This window comes from Rhodococcus sp. P4_F3_2, from assembly GCF_056401335.1.
On record NZ_JBFUJN010000018.1, the window covers coordinates 47239 to 69776 of the forward strand.

A 22538-nucleotide genomic window follows, 5' to 3' on the forward strand; every position below is an offset into this window, starting at 1 on the left:
TCGTGTCCGAACCTGGTGTGCCGGACGTTCTGCTCGAGGGTGATCTGACCCTGATCGGCCAGATCACCACGGCAAGCAACGCCACGCTGGTGTGCGAGTCGACTCTGGGGGAGCAGTCCACCCGTGTGGTCTACAAACCGGTGCGGGGTGAACGCCCACTGTGGGATTTCCCGGACGGCACTCTGGCCGGGCGTGAGGTTGCGTCGTACCGCGTGTCCGAGGCGCTGGGCTGGGGAGTGATTCCGCGAACAGTGTTGCGGGACGGCCCTTTCGGGCCAGGCATGGTGCAGCGTTGGATTGACACCGTCGATCGCCGCGCGGATGGATCTGGCGGACTCGAGATGGTCGACCTGTGCAGTCCGGGCAATGTTCCGCCAGGGTGGTTCGAGGTCCTGCAGGCCTTCGACTCGGAGGGTGAACCAGTCTCTCTGATCCATGCGGACGATCCACGGCTGCAGCGAATGGCCGTTCTGGACGTCCTCATCAACAACGCCGACCGCAAAGGTGGTCACGCCCTCGAAGGCGTCGACGGCTCGGTGTACGGCGTTGATCACGGAATCTGTCTTCACTCGGAGAACAAGCTGCGGACCGTGTTGTGGGGGTGGGCCGGGCAGCCCGTACCCGGTGCTTTGATCGCCGACGTCGCCGAATTCGCGACAACTCTCGATGGAGATCTCGGGGACGAGTTGTCCGAACTGATCACCGAAGAGGAAATCGTGGCCTTGGCGGTCCGGGCGATGCAGTTCGCCGAGTCCGCGGTAATGCCCGAACCTAACGGCCATCGAACGATTCCCTGGCCGGCTTTCTAGTCTCGAGACGTTTCCTGCTGTTCGCGAGTTGCCGTCTTCAATCCGGGTGAGCGAACCAATCGCAGTAGTTGTTCGCGCAGCGCGGCGACGTCCCCGACCCCGACGGTCAACGCCGCATCTTCCTTCTCGAGCGTCAGTAGTCGCTCGTACGTCAGTCTTCCGGCGTCGGTTATCGCGATCACGCGCCGACGCTCGTCCCGCGGATCGGTGTCACGCGTGACGTAACCCGCTCGTTCGAGACGGTCGATCGTGCGGCTCATCGTCTGATCGGTGACGCGGGCGTTCTTCGCGATGTCGCGTTGAGACGCCGCCCCACCGGCGATCGAGTGGAGCACGATCAGGCCCGCGTGCGTCATGTCCTGAGACCGCAGAACCTTCTCCCACGAGTGCTCTACCAGGCGCGCAGCGGTGGACAACAGCCGGCCGGTTGGCCAGTCGTCCAGGCCGTCGCTGCTCATGTTTTTGCCTTCCGTTTGCAATTACTCAGCATGCTGAACAAAATAGTCGGCAAGTCCTCTCTGCTGCCGATCCCTGGAGACCCAGTGAGCACACCAGTACAAAATCGTCCTGTTCGTCGCCTTCGATGGATTGTGCCAGCTCTCCTTGTGATCGGCTGGCTGGCAATCGGAGGATTCGGCGGCCCGTTCGCCGGAAAGCTCAGCACGGTGCAGCAGAACGACAACACGTCGTTCCTGCCGGCGTCGGCCGAAGCCACCGAGGTGGCAAAGCTTCAAGAGAGCTTCACGGACACCCGCTTCGTGCCGGCCATCGTCGTGGCGGAACGACCAGGTGGCCTCGAGCCCGCCGACTCCACCTTCCTGTCCCAGACCGTCGATTCGTTTGTCGGTACCGAGGGATTCGGTGACGCGTCATCGCCGCCGATCCCGTCGGCCGACGGCCAGGCGTTGCAGATGTTCCTGCCGGTCGACAGCACCCTCGAGGTCAAGGACAGCGTGAAAGCGCTGCGCGCGGCGCTGGAGTCGAGCCCTGACGGACTGACAGTCAAGGTCACCGGCCCCGCTGGGCAGGTTGCGGATCTGTCGGCAGCATTCGCCGGTATCGACGGACTGCTGTTGTTGGTAGCCGGATCCGTCGTGATCCTGATCCTGATCATCGTCTACCGGAGCCCGATCCTGCCGTTCGTGGTGATCTTTTCGGCGATCTTCGCACTCGGATTGTCGAGCTTGCTCGTGTATCTGCTCGCCGACGCGGACGTCATCGCACTGAACGGTCAGAGCCAGGGCATCCTGTTCATCCTCGTGTTCGGTGCCGCCACCGACTACGCGCTGCTTCTGGTCTCTCGCTACCGTGAGGAATTGCGGATCGAGAAGGACAAGTACGCAGCAATGCGGACTGCGTGGCGCGCGACGCTCGAACCCGTCGCGGCGTCTGCCGGAACGGTCATCGCGGGCGTTCTGTGCCTGTTGCTCTCCGACCTGAACTCGAACCGCGGGCTGGGCCCGGTGGCCGCCATCGGTATCGCCGCGTCCTTCCTCGCATCGATGACGTTCCTACCTGCAGTCCTCGTTCTGTTCGGGCGGACTGCGTACTGGCCGACCAAGCCGAAGTTCGACGCCGACCGCGAGCACCACGACGAGGCGAACGATCACCGGTTCTGGGCCGGGCTCGCTGCTCGAATCGGTAGGCACCCGCGCCGCTTCTGGGTGGCGTCGACGCTGGTGCTTGTGATCTTCGCGCTGATGATGCCGCAGTTCAAAGCCAGCGGTGTCTCTTCGTCCGACATCTTCTTGCTCGACGTCGATTCGGTTGCAGGCCAGGAGATTCTCGGCGAGCACTTCGACGCGGGTTCGGGTTCACCGGCCGTGGTCATCGCGAATGCGGACCAGGTGGACGCCGTTGCGGCAGCCAGTCGCGTGGAGGGCGTCAGCGACGTAAGCGTCGTACAGAACGGGGGAGCCCCACTGGTTGTCGACGGACGAGTCTCCCTGCAGGCGACGTTGACTGACGCTGCCGACTCACTCGAGGCCGAAGACACCATCGTGCGACTACGTGATGCAGTTCACTCCGTGGACGGTGCCGACGCGTTGGTCGGTGGCGTCACTGCGACCGACCTCGACACGAAGACGACCTCGACACGGGACCGGACACTCATCATTCCCGTGGTGATCATCGTGGTGTTCGTGATTCTCTCCCTGTTGCTGCGTTCGCTTCTCGCACCGCTGCTTCTCATGGGCACCGTTGTGCTCTCGTTTGCTGCGACACTGGGCATTTCGTCGCTGGTGTTCGACCACGTCTTCGGGTTCCCCGGCGCGGATCCGGTGGTCCCGCTGTTTGCGTTCGTGTTCCTGGTGGCTCTGGGAATCGACTACAACATCTTCCTCATGACGAGGGTGCGTGAGGAAGCGCTGAAGATCGGCACTCGGGCGGGTGCGCTGCGGGGACTCACCGTGACCGGCGGGGTGATCACCTCTGCCGGAGTTGTTCTGGCAGCAACCTTCTCGGCGTTGGCGGTGATCCCGCTGTTGTTCCTCGCGCAGATCGCGTTCATCGTGGCGTTCGGTGTCCTGCTCGACGCTCTGATCGTCCGATCCTTGCTGGTCCCGGCCCTGACCTACGACATCGGTCAGAAGATCTGGTGGCCGAGCAAGCTCGCGTCGACGCCCGAACCGGAGCAGGATCAGCCAGCACCTTCCCAGCCTCAGAGCAGTCTCCACTAGGCTCGGCAGCATGCAGTCTTGGTCCGATACCGCACTCCCGTCCGTTCCCGGTCAGGGGCCGCCGTTGCGGCTGTACGACACAGCCGACCGTCAGGTTCGCCCCGTCACCCCGGGCAAGAAAGCGACGATGTACGTCTGCGGCATCACCCCGTACGACGCCACCCACCTCGGTCACGCGGCCACCTACCTCACGTTCGACCTCGTGAACCGCATCTGGCGCGACGCCGGACACGACGTCCATTACGTCCAGAACGTGACCGACGTGGACGACCCGCTGTTCGAGCGCGCCAATCGCGACGGCGAGGACTGGATCGTCCTCGGCATGCGTGAGACCGCGCTCTTCCGGGAGGACATGGAAGCGCTGCGCGTGCTTCCGCCGAAGGACTACATCGGCGCCGTCGAATCGGTGAACGAAGTAGTCGAGTTGGTGGAGAAATTCGTGGCGTCCGGCGCCGCGTACATCGTCGACGACGCGGAGTTCCCCGACGTCTACTTCCGCGCCGACGCGACCGAGCAGTTCGGCTACGAGTCGGGCTACGACCGCGCGACGATGGAGAAGTTCTTTGCCGAACGTGGCGGAGATCCCGATCGCGTCGGAAAGCGCAATCCGCTCGACGCACTCGTCTGGCGGGCGGAGCGTCCGGGCGAGCCCTCGTGGCCCTCACCCTTCGGGCCGGGGCGCCCCGGTTGGCACATCGAGTGCGCGGCCATTGCTCTCAACCGCATCGGCTCCGGCTTCGACGTCCAGGGCGGTGGCAGCGACCTGATCTTCCCGCACCACGAGTTCTCGGCAGCACATGCCGAATCGGCAACGGGTGATCGCCGTTTCGCGCGGCACTACGTGCACACCGGCATGATCGGCCTCGACGGCGAGAAGATGTCGAAGAGTCGCGGAAACCTCGTCTTCGTCTCGAAACTGCGCGGTGAAGGGGTCGATCCCGCAGCAATTCGTCTCGGATTGCTCTCCGGCCACTACCGCCAGGATCGCGCGTGGACCGATCAGGTCCTCGAGGATGCTCAGTCGCGTCTGAAGGTATGGCGCGAGGCAGCGGCTCTCGATTCCGCGCCGTCAGCCACCGACACTGTTGCGCGTTTGCGTCAGCATTTGGCCGACGATCTCGACACCCCGAAGGCGCTCGACGCGCTCGACGGTTGGGCACGCCGCGCCATCGAGGGCGGCGGATCCGACACGCAGGCACCCGGCGAGTTCGCCGATGCCGTAGACGCCCTGCTGGGTATTTCGCTTCGCTGAACCCCTGCTGTGCGCCTTATTAACCGCGGGCGGTTAATAAAGGCGCACAGCCGGGGACGTCTGCGTACGTGATCCACAGGTCGTAGCCGGTCATGAAGAGATCCAGGTCGAACTGAACGCTCAAGCCGAGCAGCTCGCTGCGACCGTTGTCGTCGACACCGGCGAAGGCCTCGTCCAGTGCCAGCAGACGCGGGGCGTGCGGGTCGGCCGAGTCCAGCATGACGTGCGCCGCGGCGAACAAAGGAAGGTGCAGCGAAACCGACTGCTCGCCACCGGACAGCGCGCTGTGCCGCGCGACGGTAAGGCGGTCTTCCTTGCCCTCACCGCTGATGAGGGTGAACGAGAACACGCGCCACTGCCTGTAGTCGAGCGCCGAGGACAGGATTTCCGGGTACGAGCGTTCGGGGTGCGCCGCGCGGGCGGTACGGATCTGGGTCGCGAAATGAGCTCGCAGAGTAGCTAGTTCATCGACGCCGAGGGCCGACGCGTCTCGATCCAGCAGCTTGGAGATCGCCCGCGAGCTGTCGTCGAGGTTGTCGGCGAGCACCCAGTGAACGCCGATGGTGTTGCCCGAGGACATCCGACGCTCACGCATCTCCGTGCCCATCTGTGCGATCAACACGCGTGCATCGACCGTGCGCTCGTGGATCTGCTGAGCCAATCCGGTCAGCAGGGCATCTTCGAGAATGCGACGCTCGGATTCGGTGAGCAACTGCTCCTGATCGCCACGAGCATCGTGGATCCGCGTTGCGAATTCACCGATCGACGAATAGCCCTGATCGTCCTGCACTCGTACGACGGTCAGTCCGTCCGGTGCATCCCACTGCAGGCGGTAGTCCTGTCCGGCCGCCGCGAGTTGGGCGTCGAAGTCCTGCAACGCCGAGGTCAGTGCCGTGCGGGTTGCCTTGCGGGCTCCGTCGGTGACGCGTACCGCCGAGGTCGCAGCCTCGAGCGCTCGGTACAACTTGTCGACGTCTTCGGGGAGGACGGGCGGGTGGGCCGCGTCCTCGCTGCGGTCTTCGTTCTGGATGCGGTAGACCAACTGATCAGGGCTCATCCACGCCGCTGAACTTGCCGGCCAGCTCAGATGTTCCTTGACGCCCAACAACTCGAGAAGGTCCGGGCGCGCATAGGGTGCGAGTCGCTCTGCATCACTGCGGGTTTCGGTCAGGGTGTGCCGAAGAGTCTCGACGGCGGTGTTGTACGCACCCTCTGCCGTGCCGATCTGGAGGACGGCAGCGTCGTACGCCTTTCGCGCAGCACGCTGTTCGACCTTGCATTCTTCGATCTTCGCGCGGGCTTTTGCCAGGTCGAGGTCGATCTGCTCGGCGCTGGCCCCGAGGGTGTCGCGCAGTGTCTCGAGGCGCTGGACCTGCTGAAGCAGACTCTCCTCGGCGATGGCGGCTTCCTCGGCGAATTCCTCCGCATTGGCGCGTGATTCGTCGAGACGGTCGCGAGACTCGCGTTCGAGTTCGACTTCCTTGGCATGCTCGCGTCGGCAGCGCAGCGCCAGTTCGCCCTGCTTCTCGAAATGACGGATCGCCGCCGCGAGGGAGTCGAGTTCACGGCCGATATGCGGGGTCCGGTGCTGCGACGCCGTCGCCCGGAGTTGCTTTTCCTTCGCCGCCAGATCGGCGATCGCCGCATCGAGTTCGCGTTGTGCCGTTTCCGTGGCCTCCGAGCGAGTGCGGAGTGCACCGGCGGATTCGGTGACGGTTTTGAGTGCGCGGAGGATCGACCCTGTCTTCGGCAATTCCTTTGCCGCAGAGTTGATTCGGCTCAGCTGCTCGTTGGTCTGCGTCACCAGTGCCTTGGCTGCATCGACAGCGGCGGCAAGTTCTTCCAGAGCTGCGTCGATCTCGGTGATCCGAGCTTCGCGTCGACGCGCCCGCGCTGTCGTGCCGATGTACTCGGCGTCGGCCTTGACGTGCCGGCCACGCGCAACACCTTGCCAGAAGCGGCCGTCGACGCCGATCGCGACGCTGGCATCGGAGTCGCCCGGTGCCTCGACGAGACTGATCGACGCGAGAATGTCCTGTACCCGAGCGTCGGGTACGTCGGCATTGCCTTCGACCTCGAGGACGTCGGCCAGCGTTCGTCCCTTGGGGCGCTGCTTGACCGGCAGAGCGGTCAGGAACTGCTCACTGACGTGATCTGGAATCGTTTCGTCCGGGCAGACCCATCCGTCCAGCAGATTTGCCGCCTGGAGTGCGGATTCGATTCCCGTGGCCACGTCTGGTTCGACGGAATCGGCGAAGCGCACCAGCTGCCACAGCGGCGACCCACCCAGATCACTGCGGTTGTCGGTCCGTGCGTGGAAGGCCGGCGGAGCGTCCTCGTGTTCCGCCGAGACGGCCTTGCGCTCGGATTTCAGAGCTGCGATGGAGGCGTGTGATGCAGATATTTCAGCTTCGGCCTCACGACGTCGCTCGCGCAGCGTCTCGGTGCCTGCCTCGGTGTGCTCGGTGAGAACTGCGGACAGCGCCGGAGCGTCCTCGTCGCCGACCTCGGCGAGCGCCGCGTCGAGAGCCTCGAACAGCGACGTGTCTGCGCCGACAGCTGAGAACAAGGAAGAGTGATCGGTCCACCACGCGCGCAGCCCACTGGCGCACTGACTGCGTGCGAGTTCCACGGCAGCTTCGCCTTCGAGCACAGCGGCCTTGGACGCTTCGAGCAGCTCTTGTCCACGGCGCGAGCTGTTTTCGGCCCGGGTTCGTTCGGTAGCGGCCTTCTCGACGGTCGCGAGCGCAGTGCGGACTACGCGTACGTCGCCGTCACGCTCCTCGGCATGGCCACGCACTGCTGCGGTGATCTGGTCGCTGCGTGAGCCGTCGGGCAGGGGAGTCCAGACGATGCCGGCGTCCTCGGCGGCTGCCTGCAGTTCGTCCTCGGCACGTGAGAGTGCCTCGGCTGCACGCTTGACCGACGATGCGGCCTTGTCGGCTTCGTCGCCGCGCTGCGCGAGTGCAGCCTGCGCCTTCCTCGACTTGTCTGCCTGTTGCTCGGTCGAGAGCTTGAGCGTCGAGACGGCCTGGGCGAGATCGTCGAGCTGCTGTTTGCCTTCGTAGGCGCTCGAGCGTTGCAACGCCTCGACATTGGCGCGCGCGTTCTCGAGTGCCTGCTCGGCCTGGTTGAAGCGCTCCTCGGCTGCTGCCCGGGCTTCACGGCTGCGGGTCTGGGCGAGCGACGACTCGTCCATGGCGGCAACGCCTCTGGTGACTGCTGCGAGGCGGGTGCTGACCTGTTCGATCTCTCCGCGCGACTGCTGACGCAGGTACTTGGTGTAGACGCCGATGAAACTCTGCGCTGCCTGATCGGCGGCTGCGAGCCCCTCGAGCGCGCGGCCGACCTCTTCCATATCGCTGAACGAACGCGCAGCTTCGAGGACGAGTTGGTCGTCGAGTGGACGGAGGCCGTCGGTGAGCGCTTGCGAAAGGCCCTTCGGATCAAGGTTCTTCGCGAGCTGGGGACGGCGAAGCGTGAGAATGAGATTGATCAGCTGGTCGTAGCGCTGCACTCCGAGACCGAACATTCGCGCGTCGATCGCGGTGCGGTAGTCGAGGGGACGGTCGGTGATGGAATCGCTGCCGAGTTGTTCGGCCAACTGCTTCTTGGTGAGAGGACGATCGTCGTTGCCGATCAGCGAGAAGTCGACTCCGACGCGGCCGTCGGCGACGAAGTACCAGCGGGTGACCTTGTCGTTGGTGCGGGTTGCCCGCATGCCGATTCCCACGGTCACCGACTCGGGATCTTCGAGGGAGCCGCGGCAGAACTCCATCCACACGTAGGAGTGCGCGCTGTCCTGGCCCCGGTAGAGAAGGTTGGACTTCATCGTGCGCTCTTCACCGGCGAAGGGGTTGAGGCGCCGCGGTTCGATGCGGCCGTCGAAAACGAACGGGAACAAGACCTCGAGGGCCTTGGTCTTACCGGATCCGTTTGGCCCTCGTAGGACCAGTCGACCGTCGGCGAACGAGAACTCCTGGTCTCGGTAATCCCAGAGGTTGATGATTCCAGCCCGAGTAGGTCGGAAGCGGGCGTTGCTCATACGTTCTCTACCTCTGATAGTTCGCCGTTGGTGGAAGATTCGGGGCCGAATTCGTCGACCGGATCCGGTGCGGAGTTGTCTACCGCGAAGTCGATCTGAGGATCGCGTTCGCGTACGGAGACCACGACGTCGCGGTACCGGGCAAGGACGGGCAACACCAGTACGCCGCCGTCGACCGCATGCGTCAGGCGCAGACGTTGCAGCAACCCGAGCGCCTGCTTGCGCAGCCCGTTGTGATCGGCCTGCCATTGCGCTGCGAACGTGCGTCCGAACTGGTCCACCAACTCGCTGACCTTGTCGGCGAGCCAGTCGTCGTCGATCATTGGGTACGTGACGGGTTCCGGGGGCTCGGCCGGTTCGCCGGCAGGCAACACGAAGTCGTCGTCCTCGTCGGCGAGGTCCTCGAAGATCCCGGCCTCCGGGATGGCGGCATCGAGTTGTTCGATCAGGTGATCGTCCGACACGTGCGGGATCGGAAGTTTCGGCAGCTCCGGAGCGTCGACGTCGAGTACGCGGTCGGCAATCTCGCCGGCGAGGAGTAGAGCTACCTGGGCGATAGTTCCGGTGCTCGGGAAGCGGACGTCGGAGAGGCGACCGGTGGGATCGATCATCGCGATTCCCTCGGCGCGACGCTCGGCCACCAACCCCGTCAGTAGTTCGACTTCCGACGCGGTCTTGGGCTGCGCCAAGGCGATCAATTCGTGCTGATCGAGTTCACCCGCCAGTACGACCGGCCGCTCGACCAGTGCCCGACGCACTCGGCGTCCGATCTCTTTCGCGTCCACAGGAATTCCGTCGTCCTCGGCAGCGCTCGAGGTCTCCGTGGCCAGGAGTCCGCGGATGGAGTGCAGGTGCTGCAGGGCGCGCGGCGGACGGAACAGGGCTACGACGACGGAACGGTCGATGTCGTAGAGCGCTTCTCCCGCTTCGGGATTGGACGCCCAGCCGTTTGCGTCACCGTCGGCGAGTGCGATGGCGCCTCTGACGCCGAGCCAGCCCACTGCGTCGACGAAGGCGTCGCGGTCCGACGCACGATCGGTGGAGAGTTCGACGCCGTCGACTTGTGCAGCGTCGGCCGCGACGTGATCGGCCAACTCCGACAACGTGATCTGGTTCCCGGCGCGGCCCAACGCGGCCAGGCACAGTGCCAGGTAGGCGTAACGCGTGCGATCGAAGGTTCGCTCGGAGGCAGTTCGGGCCGGTGCCGACGGGTTGAGTCGATCCGACACCGTGAACAGGCGCGCGGTGGTCTCCGTCACCTCGAGGCGGTAGCCGAACAGTTCGAGTAGGTCGTCACGCAGCTCGGTGGCCCACCGGCGCAAGAGCGGCAACGCAATTCGATCCGGGTACGTCGAGGTGATCAGGTGGTTGGACAGGATCACTCGCGCCGCGCGTTGATACGAGTCGAGGGCAAGGGGCGTGATCTCGCGAGCTCTCATCGAACACTGACCTCGATGCCGTCGAGGTGCATACGCCCGCGGGCGGTCTTGATGGTGGTCGAACCGTCCGAGGGACTGAGCGTCAGCTTCACCCCGTTCTCACTACCGGTGGAGCTCTTGACGCGTCCCACTACCGGAACGCGCGCGGTCAGTGCTGCATTGAGCAGACTCAGCAAAACTTCGGTCTCCTGCTCGTTGAGTTCACGCTGATAGACGCCGTTGGACGCGAGTGATTGCGCCGCGGCGCTGCGCGTACGTTGCGCTGCCAACTGCTCTTCGCGTAGGCGGCGGATGCTGCCGTCGTTGCGGGCGACCTTGCTCGGCAATCCTGGTGAGGGCGGGCGGCCGGTTTCGGCGAGTGTTCGCGCGATCTCGACCGGCGGTGCCTCCCACCACGAACGTGAGTGAGAAATGATGTCGGCGTCCGGATGCACCATCGAGAGGTGGCGTGGACGGCCGAGGTCGAACACTGCCTGGAACAGAGCATGAGCTGCGTCTTCGGACGGCGTGGCGGCGAACCAGCCGGCGAGGTGCCGGAGCTGGCTCTCGCGGCTGACGCCGCCGCGACGGGTTTCCGTGACGCGGCGAAGGAGCGCCAGAACCGCGGCGATCGCGCTCATCGTGCCCTCACGTAGACGCTCGGACTCGCTGATCCCCGATTCCGCGGAGACGAACCAGGCGGTCAATCCTCGCCAACGCGCAGCCCAGTCGTCTTCGCGTTCGGTGATCGGGACGAACACCCGTTCGTCACTGGCGGCGGCGAGGCGGATCATGCGATCGACCCCGGTGGATTCGACGTGCTCGATCGCTTCCTTGAGCTTGGGGGCGTAGCGCGCCAGATCGGAGCTGAACTCCCGCATGTGCGTGAGCAGAGCGTCCTTGTGCGTGAGGAAAGCCTGCGGAGTGATCTCCGTGGTCCGTACGAGGTCGCCGAGGGTCAGATAGAAGTGCGCGGCTCGATCGGCCATGTCGGAGAGTGTCGAGTCGAGGCGCTTGAGCTTGCGGAAGATCAGATCGCCGTCGGAGCTTCGGTTGGCCTCGGCGAGTTCGGACATGTCTGCGAGCAGGTCCGGCAGAGCGAGACGCGAGAGCGAGGCCGAGTCCAGGCGTGCGGCGAGAACGTCCTCGACTGATCGATAGACCTGGTATCCGGCCTGACCGAACTGGTAGACGAAGTGGCGATTGCGGTACTCGGCCAGCGTGGCCGCGCGGGTGCCGTCGTAGCTGCGCTCGAGGATCTCCCACACATGGAGCTGATCCAACAGGGGAGTGACCTCTGCTGCCGACAGATCGGCCGCCGGATCCGATCCACCGATCTTCTCGAGGATTTGCGCGACGGCTCCGGCATGCAGCAGGACGGTGTAGTTGGCGCGAGCATGGTCGAAGGCACGAAGTACCCAGAGGTACTCGGCCCGTTTTTCCGCGATCGTGAACGAAAACAGCTTCAGTCGATTGGTGTCGGCGTACGCGGCGTAATCGGGCGCACTCGTTTCTTCCACCATGACAGGGTAGGCGAGAGACGCCCCCTCTTTTTCCTACGGGCGATCCGTAGCAGGGGATGCGGCGCGTCGCCACTGCGATTCGTTCTCGATCATCCATGTGAGCAGGTGCTCGGCCGCCGCCTCGTCGGAGTCCGGGCCGACCAGCAGATCGGCGAACGCTTGGCTGGGGGCGACGATGCGGATGCCGTCGCGGGTGAGCAATCGGTCGAAGGCAGACGGTGAGAGGGGAGCGGTGATCCACACGTCACCGCCGGATTCCACCCGCCGTAGTCCGAGAGCGTCGGCGAACTGATCGACGTTGTCGGCATGGAAGTGGGCACGTCGAGTGGGCGCGTACCGAGCAAAGGGTGCCGCGGCCACCGAGGCGGTACCGGCGTAGATGTGACCGCTGAGCTGACGCAGTTGATCGAAGAGTGCTTCCAACCCGTCCGGCGCGTGAAAGCCGTGAGGCGTCGGCGCTTTGGCGCCGGCTTCAGCCGCCCATTCACGAAGCATCTTCGGCCAGCGGACGTCACCGATCCCACCGCGGGGGAGCCTGGTCACCAGTTCACGATCCGACAGTGTCTGAACCACCCGATAGGTTGCTCCCGTCGACGCACCGGCCAGGCGCACCAAGGCAGTGATCGCCAGTGGCGCCGCGAAATCGGCAAGCGCACGCACGACGCGAGCTGACGGATCGCCCGTCAACTGTCCGGAAGGACGTCCGGGCCCCCGCCACGGATCGGCGTCGGCTCCGCGTCCACGCACCCAGACGGCGGGTCGATCAGCGGTCAACGACACGTTGCCCGTGGCGTCTGCGTACGAGATCGCGTGGGAATCGAGCTGCCGGCGGACCGGCTCGGACAGATATTTTGCGCACACGAAGCCGGGTTGACCGGTGGGGAAGCGATCGGCGATACCGGGAACGTCGCTGCTCAGGACACCGTGAGCGGCGTAGACGCCGAATTTGGCCACCGCGCCGTCAGGGGAGCGGAGGTCGAGTCGGAGTGGCGCCTCGGACAGGTCGGGGGAGCGCTGTGTCGACAAAGACCAGGTAGGAGGCAAATTTTCTTCGATGACGGCAACCGATCGCCGAAAAATATCGATCGGCCGTTCCGGTTCCGACTCAGATTCGCTCATGTTCCAATGGTATCAATATCTGTCGACGACGGAAACACAAGATTTTCCGAACAATGTTCGCCCTGACAGCCTCGCGACAACGGTGGTCGCTTTCGCCGACAAACTCACTACCTACACAACTTCAAATTCGAAACTGCCGAGACCGATCAGCGTTGCTTCGGCATGATCAGGGGAGCGACGACGGCGAGCAATAGTGCGGGGATCAGGAAGCTCGCGGCAGGCGAAGAGTCGTAAATCGGTGTCAGGGCCAGGGGAGCAAGAGCGGCGCCGCCGAAGCGCATCGCTTGGACGACCGAGACAGCGCCGCCACGGTTGGGCCCCGCGGATCCGAGCACCGCCGCGTTGACGCCGACAAGGACGAACTGGCTCGCGACACCTGCGACAAACCATGCGATCGCGATCACCGGCACCAAGCCGGCAAGGCCGACGACGGAGACCAGAACTGCTCCGCCCAGTGCACCGATCATCACGGAGGAGCGTGCGCCGATGCGATCGATGAGGATTCCGATGCGCCGGGCCGAGAGGATGCCGGCCACGCCGAAGACGGTGAGCAGTAGGCCGCGGACGGTGGGGGACAGCCCGAACTCGTCTTCGAAGCGGAAGGCGAGCAGGAAGCTCAGTCCACCGAGGGCGCCCCAGCCGAGCAATGCAGCGATACCGATGCGGAGCACTTCGGGGCGTAATGCATCGCGGAGACGGGCGGGAGTGGTCGCTGCCGGTGCTTCGGACTTCGGGAGCCCGACGGCTCCCAGGATGCCCGCGACCACTGCGATGACGAGAAAGGCCAGACGCCAGTCGAATTCGGCCGCCAGTCCGCCGATCAACGGAGCCGACGACTGCCCTGCAGCCTGGAATGCGCCGAAGGCACCGAGGGCTCGACCCAATCGAGCCTGCGGAGTTGCGGCCGCCAACGAAGCAAGCAACAGCGGCGTGGTGAATGCGTTCGCGGAGCCCTGCAGTACCCGGGCGGCCAGGAAGATCTCGAGTGTCGGGGCGAGAAAGCATGCCAACGACGCGAAGACGTAGACGCCGTATGCGATCCGCACCGTCCGGACCTTGCCCCACCGTGTCCCGAGCGTCCCCGACACCAACATCAGAGCGGCGAAGGGGAGCAGGTACGCGGTGAGGGAGGAGGCGGCCGCCGACGGTCCGACCCCTAGATCGTCACCGATCTCGGGGAGGATCGAAGCAACCACGCCGCCGCCGAACGGGCCGAGGAACCCGCCGGCGTACAGCGCGATCAGTTGAAGCCGGAGGCGCAGTGGGCGCTGTGTACTTCCACCTTCTTCTGGAGTGTTCTTGCTCACAGTCCGAAGCTGCCGGGTCCTCGCCGTCTGAGGTAGCGCTCGAATTCCGCGGCGATGGCGTCGCCGTCGATCTTGGAGATTGCTTCGCTGATGTCGGTTTCGGCGTCTCCCCGCTCTTCCAGGGTGCGCACGTATTCGCCGATTTCCTCGTCGTCCGCGGTCATTTCGTTGACCGCTTCCTCCCAATCCTCCGACTGAGCTGGGAGTTCACCGAGGGGGACCTCGATGTCGAGAACATCCTCGACTCGTTGAAGGAGGGCCACTGTGGCCTTCGGGTTGGGTGGCTGCGAGACGTAGTGCGGAACCGCTGCCCAGAACGAAATAGCGGGTACACCAGCACGAACGCACTCGTCCTGAAGAACTCCGGTGATGCCTGTCGGGCCTTCGTATCGGGTCTGTTCGAGGTTGAATCGTGCCGCGGATTCGCTGCTGTACGCCGTGCCCGTGACCGGCACCGGGCGGGTGTGCGGAGTATCGGCGAGCAGGGCTCCGAGGATGACCACGGTCTTGACGTTCAGTTGGTCGATCAACTCGAGCAGATCCTCGCAGAAACTGCGCCACCGCATGTTGGGTTCGATCCCGCGAAGAAGGACGATGTCGCTCTCACTGCCTGGAGGTGAACAGACCGACAAACGTGTTGCCGGCCAAACGATTTCGCGAGTGACACCGTCGACCTGACGGACCGTGGGACGGTTGACCTGGTAGTCGTAGTAGTCCTCGGAATCGAGTTCGGCGAGCGGCTGGGCATCCCAGATCAGCTCGAGATGTTCGACCGCACCGCTGGCTGCGTCACCGGCGTCGTTCCAGCCCTCGAAAGCTGCAACGAGGATGGGATCACGTAGGACAGGGATGTCGCCCTCGAGGCGGTCGCTGCTGTCGACGGCAAAGCCGTCAGGGCTCTCGAAGGCCGCGGAATCGTCGAAATCGACCGGGCCGTCGGGAGTGACGGGGAACTCACTTGGACTCACCCACCCAGCCTACGGCCAGAGCTTGTCGGTGCGCCCACTACTCTGGACGGCATGTCTGCCCCATTTAACTCTGCCCTGCTTGATGCGCTGAAACAGCGCGTTGTCATCGGCGACGGAGCGATGGGCACCATGTTGCAGGCCGCGGACCTCACCCTGGACGACTTCCTCGGCCTCGAGGGGTGCAATGAGATCCTCAACGACACCCGTCCCGACGTGCTCAAAGACATCCACCGTGCGTACTTCGCCGCTGGTGCCGATGCCGTCGAGACCAACACCTTCGGTTGCAACCTGCCCAACCTCGCCGACTACGACATCTCTCACCGGATCCGCGAACTCGCGGAAAAAGGCACTGCTCTCGCCCGTGAAGTAGCGGACGAGATGGGACCAGGCCGCGACGGCATGGCCCGATTCGTACTCGGCTCGATGGGACCGGGAACCAAGCTCCCCAGCCTCGGACACGCACCGTACGCAGTCCTTCGTGACGCGTACACCGAAGCTGCGCTCGGCATGATCGACGGTGGCGCCGACGCCATCCTCGTCGAAACCTGCCAGGACCTGCTTCAGGTGAAGGCTGCCATTCTCGGCAGTCAGCGCGCGATGGAGCAACTCGGACTGCGGTTGCCGATCATCACGCACGTGACGGTAGAGACAACTGGAACGATGCTCCTGGGCAGTGAGATCGGTGCGGCGCTGACGGCACTCGAGCCACTCGGTATCGACATGATCGGCCTGAACTGTGCCACCGGGCCGGCCGAGATGAGCGAACATCTCCGGCACCTGTCCAAGTACTCGACGCTGCCGGTGTCGGTCATGCCCAATGCCGGTCTGCCGCAGCTCGGCCCCAAGGGCGCCGAGTACCCGCTGACCGCCGACGAATTGGCCGAAGCCCTCAGTGGTTTCGTTTCCGAGTTCGGACTCGGCCTCGTAGGCGGCTGCTGCGGTACGACACCCGAGCACATCAGCGCGGTCGCCGACGCGGTCCGTCAGGTCGAGAAGGCCCAGCGCACCCCGATCCACGAGCCGAGTACCTCTTCGCTGTACTCGGCGGTGCCGTTCGAGCAGGACGCCAGCATCCTGATGATCGGTGAACGCACGAACTCCAACGGCTCCAAGGCTTTCCGCGAGGCAATGCTCTCCGCGGACTACCAGAAGTGCCTGGACATCGCCAAGGACCAGACCCGCGACGGCGCACACATGCTCGACCTCAACGTCGACTACGTGGGCCGCGACGGTGCCGCCGACATGTCGGAACTGGCCAGCCGTCTGGCGACGTCCTCGACGCTGCCGATCATGCTCGACTCCACCGAGCCTGCCGTGTTGCAGGCTGGTCTCGAACACCTCGGTGGCCGCTGCGCTGTCAACTCCGTCAACTACGAGGACGGCGCCGGCCCCGAATCGCGTTTTCACAAGATCATGACGTTGGTCAAGGAGCACGGCGCGGCAGTCGTCGCCCTGACCATCGACGAAGAGGGCCAGGCTCGCACCGCCGAGACCAAGGTCGCCATCGCCAAGCGTCTGATCGAGGACATCAAGGGAAACTGGGGACTCGCCGAGTCCGACATCATCGTCGACGCCTTGACCTTCCCCATCTCCACCGGTCAGGAAGAGGTGCGACGCGACGGCATCGAGACCATCGAAGCCATCCGTCAGCTCAAGGCTGCGTACCCGGAACTGCACTTCACCCTGGGTATCTCGAACATTTCGTTCGGTTTGAACCCGGCGGCACGTCAGGTCCTCAACTCGGTGTTCCTGCACGAGTGCACCGAGGCCGGTCTGGACACGGCGATCGTTCACGCGTCCAAGATTCTGCCGATGGCGCGAATTCCGGACGAGCAGCGTGAAACCGCACTCGACCTGGTCTACGACCGTCGTAGCGAGGGCTACGACCCGCTGCAGAAGCTGATGGCTCTGTTCGAGGGTGTCTCGGCTGCGTCGGCGCGCGAGTCCCGTGCGCAGGAACTCGCCGGACTTCCGTTGTTCGACCGGCTCGAGCGTCGCATCGTCGACGGCGAGCGCAACGGCCTCGACGACGATCTCACCGAAGCAATGACGGTCAAGTCCCCGATCGAAATCATCAACGAGACACTGCTTTCGGGCATGAAGACCGTCGGTGAATTGTTCGGTTCCGGACAGATGCAGTTGCCGTTCGTTCTGCAGTCCGCCGAGGTCATGAAGGCAGCAGTTGCGTTCCTCGAGCCGCACATGGAAGCGACGGACGACGACGGCAAGGGCCGCCTCGTCATTGCGACGGTCAAGGGCGACGTCCACGATATCGGCAAGAACCTTGTCGACATCATCTTGAGTAACAACGGTTACGACGTCGTGAACCTCGGCATCAAGCAGCCCATCGCGACCATTCTCGATGCTGCGATCGAGCACAAGGCCGATGTCATCGGCATGTCCGGATTGCTCGTGAAGTCGACAGTGGTCATGAAGGACAACCTCAAGGAACTGAACTCTCGCGGTGTCTCGGAACAGTTCCCGGTTTTGCTGGGTGGTGCCGCGCTGACGCGTTCGTACGTCGAGAACGATCTGCAGGAGGTGTACGAGGGCGACGTCAGCTATGCCCGCGACGCTTTCGAGGGTCTGAACTTGATGGACCAGATCATGACGACCAAGCGCGGCGGCGGCCCGGCGCCGGACAGCCCGGAGGCCATCGCTGCTCGCGAGAAGGCTGCCGAGCGTAAGGCTCGTCACGAGCGTTCCAAGCGCATCGCCGAAAAGCGTAAAGCTGCAGCGGTTCCCGTCGTCCTGCCGGAGCGTTCCGATGTCGCTACCGACATTGCGGTGCCGACACCGCCGTTCTGGGGCTCGCGCATCGTCAAGGGAATCTCTCTGTCCGAGTACTCGGGGCTGCTCGACGAGCGCGCTCTCTTCCTCGGCCAGTGGGGCCTTCGCGGTCAGCGCAAGGGCGACGGTCCGACGTACGAGGAACTGGTCGAGTCGGAAGGCCGTCCGCGGCTCCGGTACTGGCTCGATCGGCTGACTTCCGAGGGCATTCTCGCGCACGCCGCGGTTGTGTACGGCTACTTCCCGGCGATCTCGGAGGGCGATGACGTCATCGTGCTCACCGAACCGAAACCGGATGCACCTGAACGGTTCCGGTTCACCTACCCGCGTCAGCATCGCGACCGTTTCCTGTGCATCGCTGACTTCGTGCGCTCGCGTAAGGAAGCAGAAGCGACCGGTCAGGTCGACGTTCTTCCGTTCCAGTTGGTGACGATGGGTCAGCCGATCGCGGACTTCGCCAACGAGTTGTTCGCGTCGAACTCGTACCGTGATTACCTCGAGGTTCACGGAATCGGCGTCCAACTCACGGAATCTCTGGCCGAGTACTGGCATCGACGCGTTCGTGAAGAGCTTGTGCTCCCCGAGGGGCATACCGTCGCGGAGCAGGACCCGACCGAGGTTGCGGGCTACTTCGATCTCGAGTACCGCGGCGCTCGTTACTCGTTCGGATACGGCGCGTGCCCGGACCTCGAGGATCGTGCCAAGTTGGTGGCGTTGCTCGAACCCGAGCGAATCGGCGTCGAATTGTCCGAAGAACTGCAGCTGCATCCCGAGCAGTCCACGGACGCTTTTGTCCTGCACCACCCGGAAGCAAAGTATTTCAATGTCTGAGTTGTTGACCGAGGTATCCGAATCGACCCTCGGTGGTGTCCTGTGGGACATGGACGGCACCCTGCTCGATTCGGAGAAGCTGTGGGACATCGCGCTTCGTGAGTTGTCCCTACGCCTGGGCGGACCGATGACGGAAGCGACACGCATCGCCGTCATCGGTGCGTCGAGCCCCTTCGCCCTGGCGACGGTGTTCGACGCGCTCGGCCTGGAGAAGCATCCCGATGCCGTCGCCGAGGCGAAGGACTGGATGTACACCCGCGTCGGCGATCTGTTCGAGGACGGCGTGACCTGGCGGCCGGGTGCTCGCGATGCACTGGCGACCGTGCGTGACGGTGGTCTGCGTTCTGCACTGGTCACCAACACCGAGCGAGTACTGGTCGATCGGGCACTCGGCATGCTCGGCCGTGAATTCTTCGACCACTCGGTGTGCGGCGACGAGGTTCCCAACGGAAAACCGGCGGCGGATCCGTACCTGCGCGGAGCGCATCTGCTCGGACTCGAACCGGCGCAGTGCCTCGCGATCGAGGACTCGCCGACCGGTACTGCGTCGGCAAGCGCCGCGGGTTGCGCGGTGCTCGTCGTTCCGTGTGAGGTCGATGTCCCGGAGGGTCCAGGACGCGTGTTTCGAGAGTCTCTGGTGGACTTGTCCATTCACGATCTTCACGACGTTCACTCGAGCGCGGCACGTTAGGCTGGATTTGCTGTGGCTATTCCGAAAATTGTTCTGTTCTACCAGTTCACGCCATTGGCGGACCCGGAAGCGATCAAGCTGTGGCAGCACAGCCTGGCCGAGTCCAACAACCTGACGGGCCGGATCATCGTCTCGCCTCACGGAATCAATGCGACGGTCGGCGGAGACATCGAGGATGTCAAGCGATACGTCCGCGGAACGCGTGGCTACGAGCCGTTCCGTACCGCTGACATCAAGTGGTCGGACGGACTCGGAAACGACTTCCCTCGCCTCAGCGTCAAGGCCCGCTCGGAGATCGTGACGTTCGGAGCCCCCGACGAGCTGAAAGTCGACGAGAACGGTGTTGTCGGTGGCGGAGTTCATCTGGCGCCCAAGGAACTACACGAACTCGTCGACAGTCGCGGTGACGACGTTGTGTTCTTCGACGGCCGCAACGCCTTCGAAGCCGAGATCGGCCGCTTCCGGGATGCGGTAGTTCCGGACGTCGCCACCACCCGCGATTTCGTCGACGAACTCGACAGTGGAAAATACGACCATCTCAAGGGCAAAGCCGTAGTCACCTACTGCACCGGCGGAGTGCGCTGTGAGGTGTTGTCTTCGCTGATGCGCTCACGTGGCTTCGACGAGGTCTACCAGTTGGACGGCGGAATCGTCCGTTACGGCGAGACTTTCGGCGACCGGGGCCTCTGGGACGGCTCCCTGTACGTGTTCGACAAGCGGATGAACATCGAGTTCTCATCCGAAGCCAAGACACTCGGCGTGTGTGTCGATTGTGGTACTCCGACACCGCGGTACCGCAATCGGATCGACGGCGACGGCCGCACCCTCGAATTGCTCTGCGAGAGTTGTTCACCAGACCTCGAGCAGGACTGAGCAGTGCCCAAGGCTCCGTTGCCGATCCGAAACGGTCTCGGACCCGACCGGCTGCGGATGCCGGCGGAGTCGTCGGCGCATACCGTCCTCGAGCATCTGATCGGCGAGCACCCGGGGGAGCGGGACCTGTGGGCGGACCTCGTGAATGCCGGAGACGTCGTCGACGAGCACGGACGGAAGATCACGAGCCGAACGCCCTACCAGCCGACCCGTTTCGTGTACTTCTACCGCGAGCCGGCCCCCGAGATTCCGGTTCCGCACGAGATCGAGATCTTGTACCGCGACGACTCCATACTCGTGATCGACAAACCGCACTTCCTGGCGACCATTCCACGGGGAGCGCACATCGTCGAAAGCGCCGTCGTGCGACTGCGTCGTGATCTGGATCTTCCGGACCTTGCGCCCGTTCACCGCCTCGACCGAATGACGGCGGGCGTCATCGTGTTCACGGTGACACCGGACCTACGACGGCCGTACCAGGAACTTTTTGCCGAGCAGCGGATCGTCAAGGAATACGAGGCGATTGCAGGCTTCGATCCGGAACTGACTTTCCCTCGCACGGTGCGTAGCCGCATCAACAAAGTTCACGGCGAGATGACGGCTACCGAGATCGATGGCGAGCCGAACAGTGAGACTTCGATCGAACTGATCGAGACGATCACCGACTCGGCCGGCCGGACTCTCGGCCGATACAGGTTGCTCCCACGGACCGGCCGTACCCATCAGCTTCGGCTGCACCTCAACTCGCTGGGCGTCCCGATCGTCGGTGACAATTACTACCCCGAGTACCTTCCCGCGGTGCCCGGCGACTTCTCGACTCCGTTGCGATTGTTGGCGCGGGCGTTGGAATACCCGGATCCGATCACCGGGCAGACTCGCAGGTTCGTGAGTTCGCGCAGCCTCGACGCAGGCCTGTGAACACCGCAGTTCGTGGGCGTGTGCAAACCGCTTCCGTCCTCGTGAAAGAATGTGTACCCGTGAAGACCTTCGAATCCTTGTTCGCCGAATTGACCGAGCGTGCTGCTACTCGCCCCGAGGGGTCCGGTACTGTCGCCGCCCTCGACGCCGGTGTGCATGCTCAGGGCAAAAAGGTCATCGAGGAAGCCGGTGAAGTGTGGATCGCTGCGGAATACCAGAGCGATGAGCAGCTAGCCGAGGAAATTTCCCAGCTGCTGTACTGGACGCAGGTGTTGATGGTCGGTCGCGGACTGACCCTCGAGGACGTGTACCGACATCTGTGATCGGAGCTGACCAGCGAGATGTTCGCCATCTCGCTCGTCCAGGGCTTCCGATTCATGTCGTCTCACGTCACCCACACCTTCCGAAAGGACATCCACCATGCTGCGCGTAGCAGTTCCCAACAAAGGCTCACTTTCCGAGTCCGCCGCCGAAATTCTCAGCGAGGCCGGCTACCGTCGACGCACCGATTCCCGTGATCTGACGGTCCTCGATCCTGCCAACCAGGTCGAGTTCTTCTTCTTGCGTCCCAAGGACATTGCGATCTACGTCGGCTCCGGTGAGCTGGATCTCGGCATCACTGGTCGTGATCTCGCCGGCGACTCGGGCGCTCCCGTATCCGAGCGTCTGTCACTGGGCTTCGGCCGTTCGTCGTTCCGCTACGCAGCACCAGCAGGCAAGGACTGGGCCGTTGAGGATCTGTCCGGCCTGCGCATTGCGACGTCGTACCCGAACCTTGTCCGCAAGGACCTCACCGATCGCGGACTCGACGCAACCGTCATCCGTCTCGACGGAGCAGTGGAGATTTCGATTCAGCTCGGTGTCGCCGATGCGATCGCCGACGTGGTCGGGTCGGGTCGTACTCTCCGCCAACACAACCTCGTTGCTTTCGGTGAATCGCTCTGCGATTCCGAAGGTGTCCTGATCGAGCGCACCGGCGCTCCGCAGGACGATCCCGCACGCAATCAGCTCATCGAACGCGTACGCGGAATTGTCTTCGCGCAGCAGAATCTGATGATCGACTACGACTGCCCGCGCACCATCCTCGACGACGCCATCAAGATGACTCCGGGTATGGAGTCGCCGACCCTCTCGCCGTTGGCTGACCCCGACTGGGTCGCGGTTCGCGCGATGGTACCGATCAAGGGACACAACCAGGTGATGGATGCCTTGGCGGAACTCGGCGCCAAGGCCATCCTCGCGTCGAACATCCGCTCGGTACGCGCTTTCTGATCACTGTCTGAATAGATTTACGCGCATTCGCGCCCGTTCCTGGA

The 22538-nt window shown here is 64.0% G+C and carries 15 protein-coding genes and 1 pseudogene; 9 read left to right on the plus strand and 7 right to left on the minus strand.

Annotation, left to right across the window (positions count from 1 at the left end):
- Nucleotides 1-2 precede the first annotated feature (2 nt).
- Nucleotides 3-809, plus strand: a complete 807-nt coding sequence (locus AC1DWA_RS19490; protein ID WP_003946172.1) for an SCO1664 family protein — start codon at nucleotides 3-5, stop codon at nucleotides 807-809.
- Here AC1DWA_RS19490 and AC1DWA_RS19495 read toward each other — a convergent pair.
- Nucleotides 806-1267, minus strand: coding sequence for a MarR family winged helix-turn-helix transcriptional regulator (locus tag AC1DWA_RS19495; RefSeq protein WP_003946187.1), 462 nt, complete (start codon nucleotides 1265-1267; stop codon nucleotides 806-808). The genes AC1DWA_RS19490 and AC1DWA_RS19495 overlap by 4 nt on opposite strands.
- Nucleotides 1268-1297: 30 nt before the next feature.
- Here AC1DWA_RS19495 and AC1DWA_RS19500 point away from each other — a divergent pair, with 30 nt between their 5' ends.
- Together AC1DWA_RS19500 and mshC are read left to right on the plus strand one after the other, a co-directional pair.
- Nucleotides 1298-3487 carry an MMPL family transporter gene (locus AC1DWA_RS19500; RefSeq protein ID WP_257209740.1) on the plus strand — a complete coding sequence of 730 codons (2190 nt, stop codon included), beginning with the start codon at nucleotides 1298-1300 and terminating at the stop codon, nucleotides 3485-3487.
- 10 nt (nucleotides 3488-3497) lie between these two features.
- A complete protein-coding gene (gene mshC / locus AC1DWA_RS19505) occupies nucleotides 3498-4739 on the plus strand; it encodes a cysteine--1-D-myo-inosityl 2-amino-2-deoxy-alpha-D-glucopyranoside ligase (protein ID WP_020969678.1) in 1242 nt (413 codons plus the stop codon).
- A gap of 43 nt (nucleotides 4740-4782) precedes the next feature.
- Here the strand turns inward: mshC and AC1DWA_RS19510 are convergent.
- The 6 genes and pseudogenes from AC1DWA_RS19510 to AC1DWA_RS19535 form a co-directional block, all read right to left on the minus strand.
- Nucleotides 4783-8784: pseudogene (locus tag AC1DWA_RS19510) on the minus strand (TIGR02680 family protein); the annotation flags it as partial.
- Nucleotides 8781-10223, minus strand: a complete 1443-nt coding sequence (locus AC1DWA_RS19515; RefSeq protein ID WP_019748532.1) for a TIGR02678 family protein — start codon at nucleotides 10221-10223, stop codon at nucleotides 8781-8783. The gene AC1DWA_RS19515 and the pseudogene AC1DWA_RS19510, both read right to left, overlap by 4 nt.
- Complete coding sequence (locus tag AC1DWA_RS19520) at nucleotides 10220-11725, minus strand: TIGR02677 family protein (RefSeq protein ID WP_019748531.1); 1506 nt, start codon at nucleotides 11723-11725, stop codon at nucleotides 10220-10222. The genes AC1DWA_RS19515 and AC1DWA_RS19520 overlap by 4 nt, the downstream gene beginning before the upstream one ends.
- A 33-nt stretch (nucleotides 11726-11758) precedes the next feature.
- Nucleotides 11759-12844, minus strand: coding sequence for a helix-turn-helix domain-containing protein (locus AC1DWA_RS19525; protein ID WP_019748530.1), 1086 nt, complete (start codon nucleotides 12842-12844; stop codon nucleotides 11759-11761).
- 146 nt (nucleotides 12845-12990) lie between these two features.
- The gene (locus AC1DWA_RS19530) at nucleotides 12991-14151 is read right to left on the minus strand and encodes an MFS transporter (protein WP_020969675.1); all 1161 of its coding nucleotides are present in this window, start codon (nucleotides 14149-14151) and stop codon (nucleotides 12991-12993) included.
- The gene (locus AC1DWA_RS19535) at nucleotides 14148-15002 is read right to left on the minus strand and encodes a PAC2 family protein (protein ID WP_223257810.1); all 855 of its coding nucleotides are present in this window, start codon (nucleotides 15000-15002) and stop codon (nucleotides 14148-14150) included. The genes AC1DWA_RS19530 and AC1DWA_RS19535 overlap by 4 nt, the downstream gene beginning before the upstream one ends.
- Nucleotides 15003-15170: 168 nt before the next feature.
- Between AC1DWA_RS19535 and metH the strand changes: the two genes are divergently transcribed.
- From metH to hisG, 6 genes are all read left to right on the plus strand, one after another.
- Entirely contained in the window at nucleotides 15171-18740 is a 3570-nt protein-coding gene (gene metH / locus AC1DWA_RS19540; RefSeq protein WP_020907816.1) for a methionine synthase, read from the plus strand.
- Nucleotides 18733-19431, plus strand: a complete 699-nt coding sequence (locus AC1DWA_RS19545; protein ID WP_020907815.1) for an HAD family hydrolase — start codon at nucleotides 18733-18735, stop codon at nucleotides 19429-19431. The genes metH and AC1DWA_RS19545 overlap by 8 nt, the downstream gene beginning before the upstream one ends.
- Nucleotides 19432-19443: 12 nt before the next feature.
- A complete protein-coding gene (gene trhO / locus AC1DWA_RS19550; protein WP_003944828.1) occupies nucleotides 19444-20304 on the plus strand; it encodes an oxygen-dependent tRNA uridine(34) hydroxylase TrhO in 861 nt (286 codons plus the stop codon).
- A 57-nt stretch (nucleotides 20305-20361) separates the two neighbouring features.
- Nucleotides 20362-21222 carry a pseudouridine synthase gene (locus AC1DWA_RS19555; RefSeq protein WP_229757176.1) on the plus strand — a complete coding sequence of 287 codons (861 nt, stop codon included), beginning with the start codon at nucleotides 20362-20364 and terminating at the stop codon, nucleotides 21220-21222.
- 59 nt (nucleotides 21223-21281) lie between these two features.
- The gene (locus AC1DWA_RS19560; RefSeq protein ID WP_003944933.1) at nucleotides 21282-21545 is read left to right on the plus strand and encodes a phosphoribosyl-ATP diphosphatase; all 264 of its coding nucleotides are present in this window, start codon (nucleotides 21282-21284) and stop codon (nucleotides 21543-21545) included.
- 97 nt (nucleotides 21546-21642) lie between these two features.
- Nucleotides 21643-22494 carry an ATP phosphoribosyltransferase gene (gene hisG, locus AC1DWA_RS19565; protein WP_003944905.1) on the plus strand — a complete coding sequence of 284 codons (852 nt, stop codon included), beginning with the start codon at nucleotides 21643-21645 and terminating at the stop codon, nucleotides 22492-22494.
- Nucleotides 22495-22538: the final 44 nt, after the last annotated feature.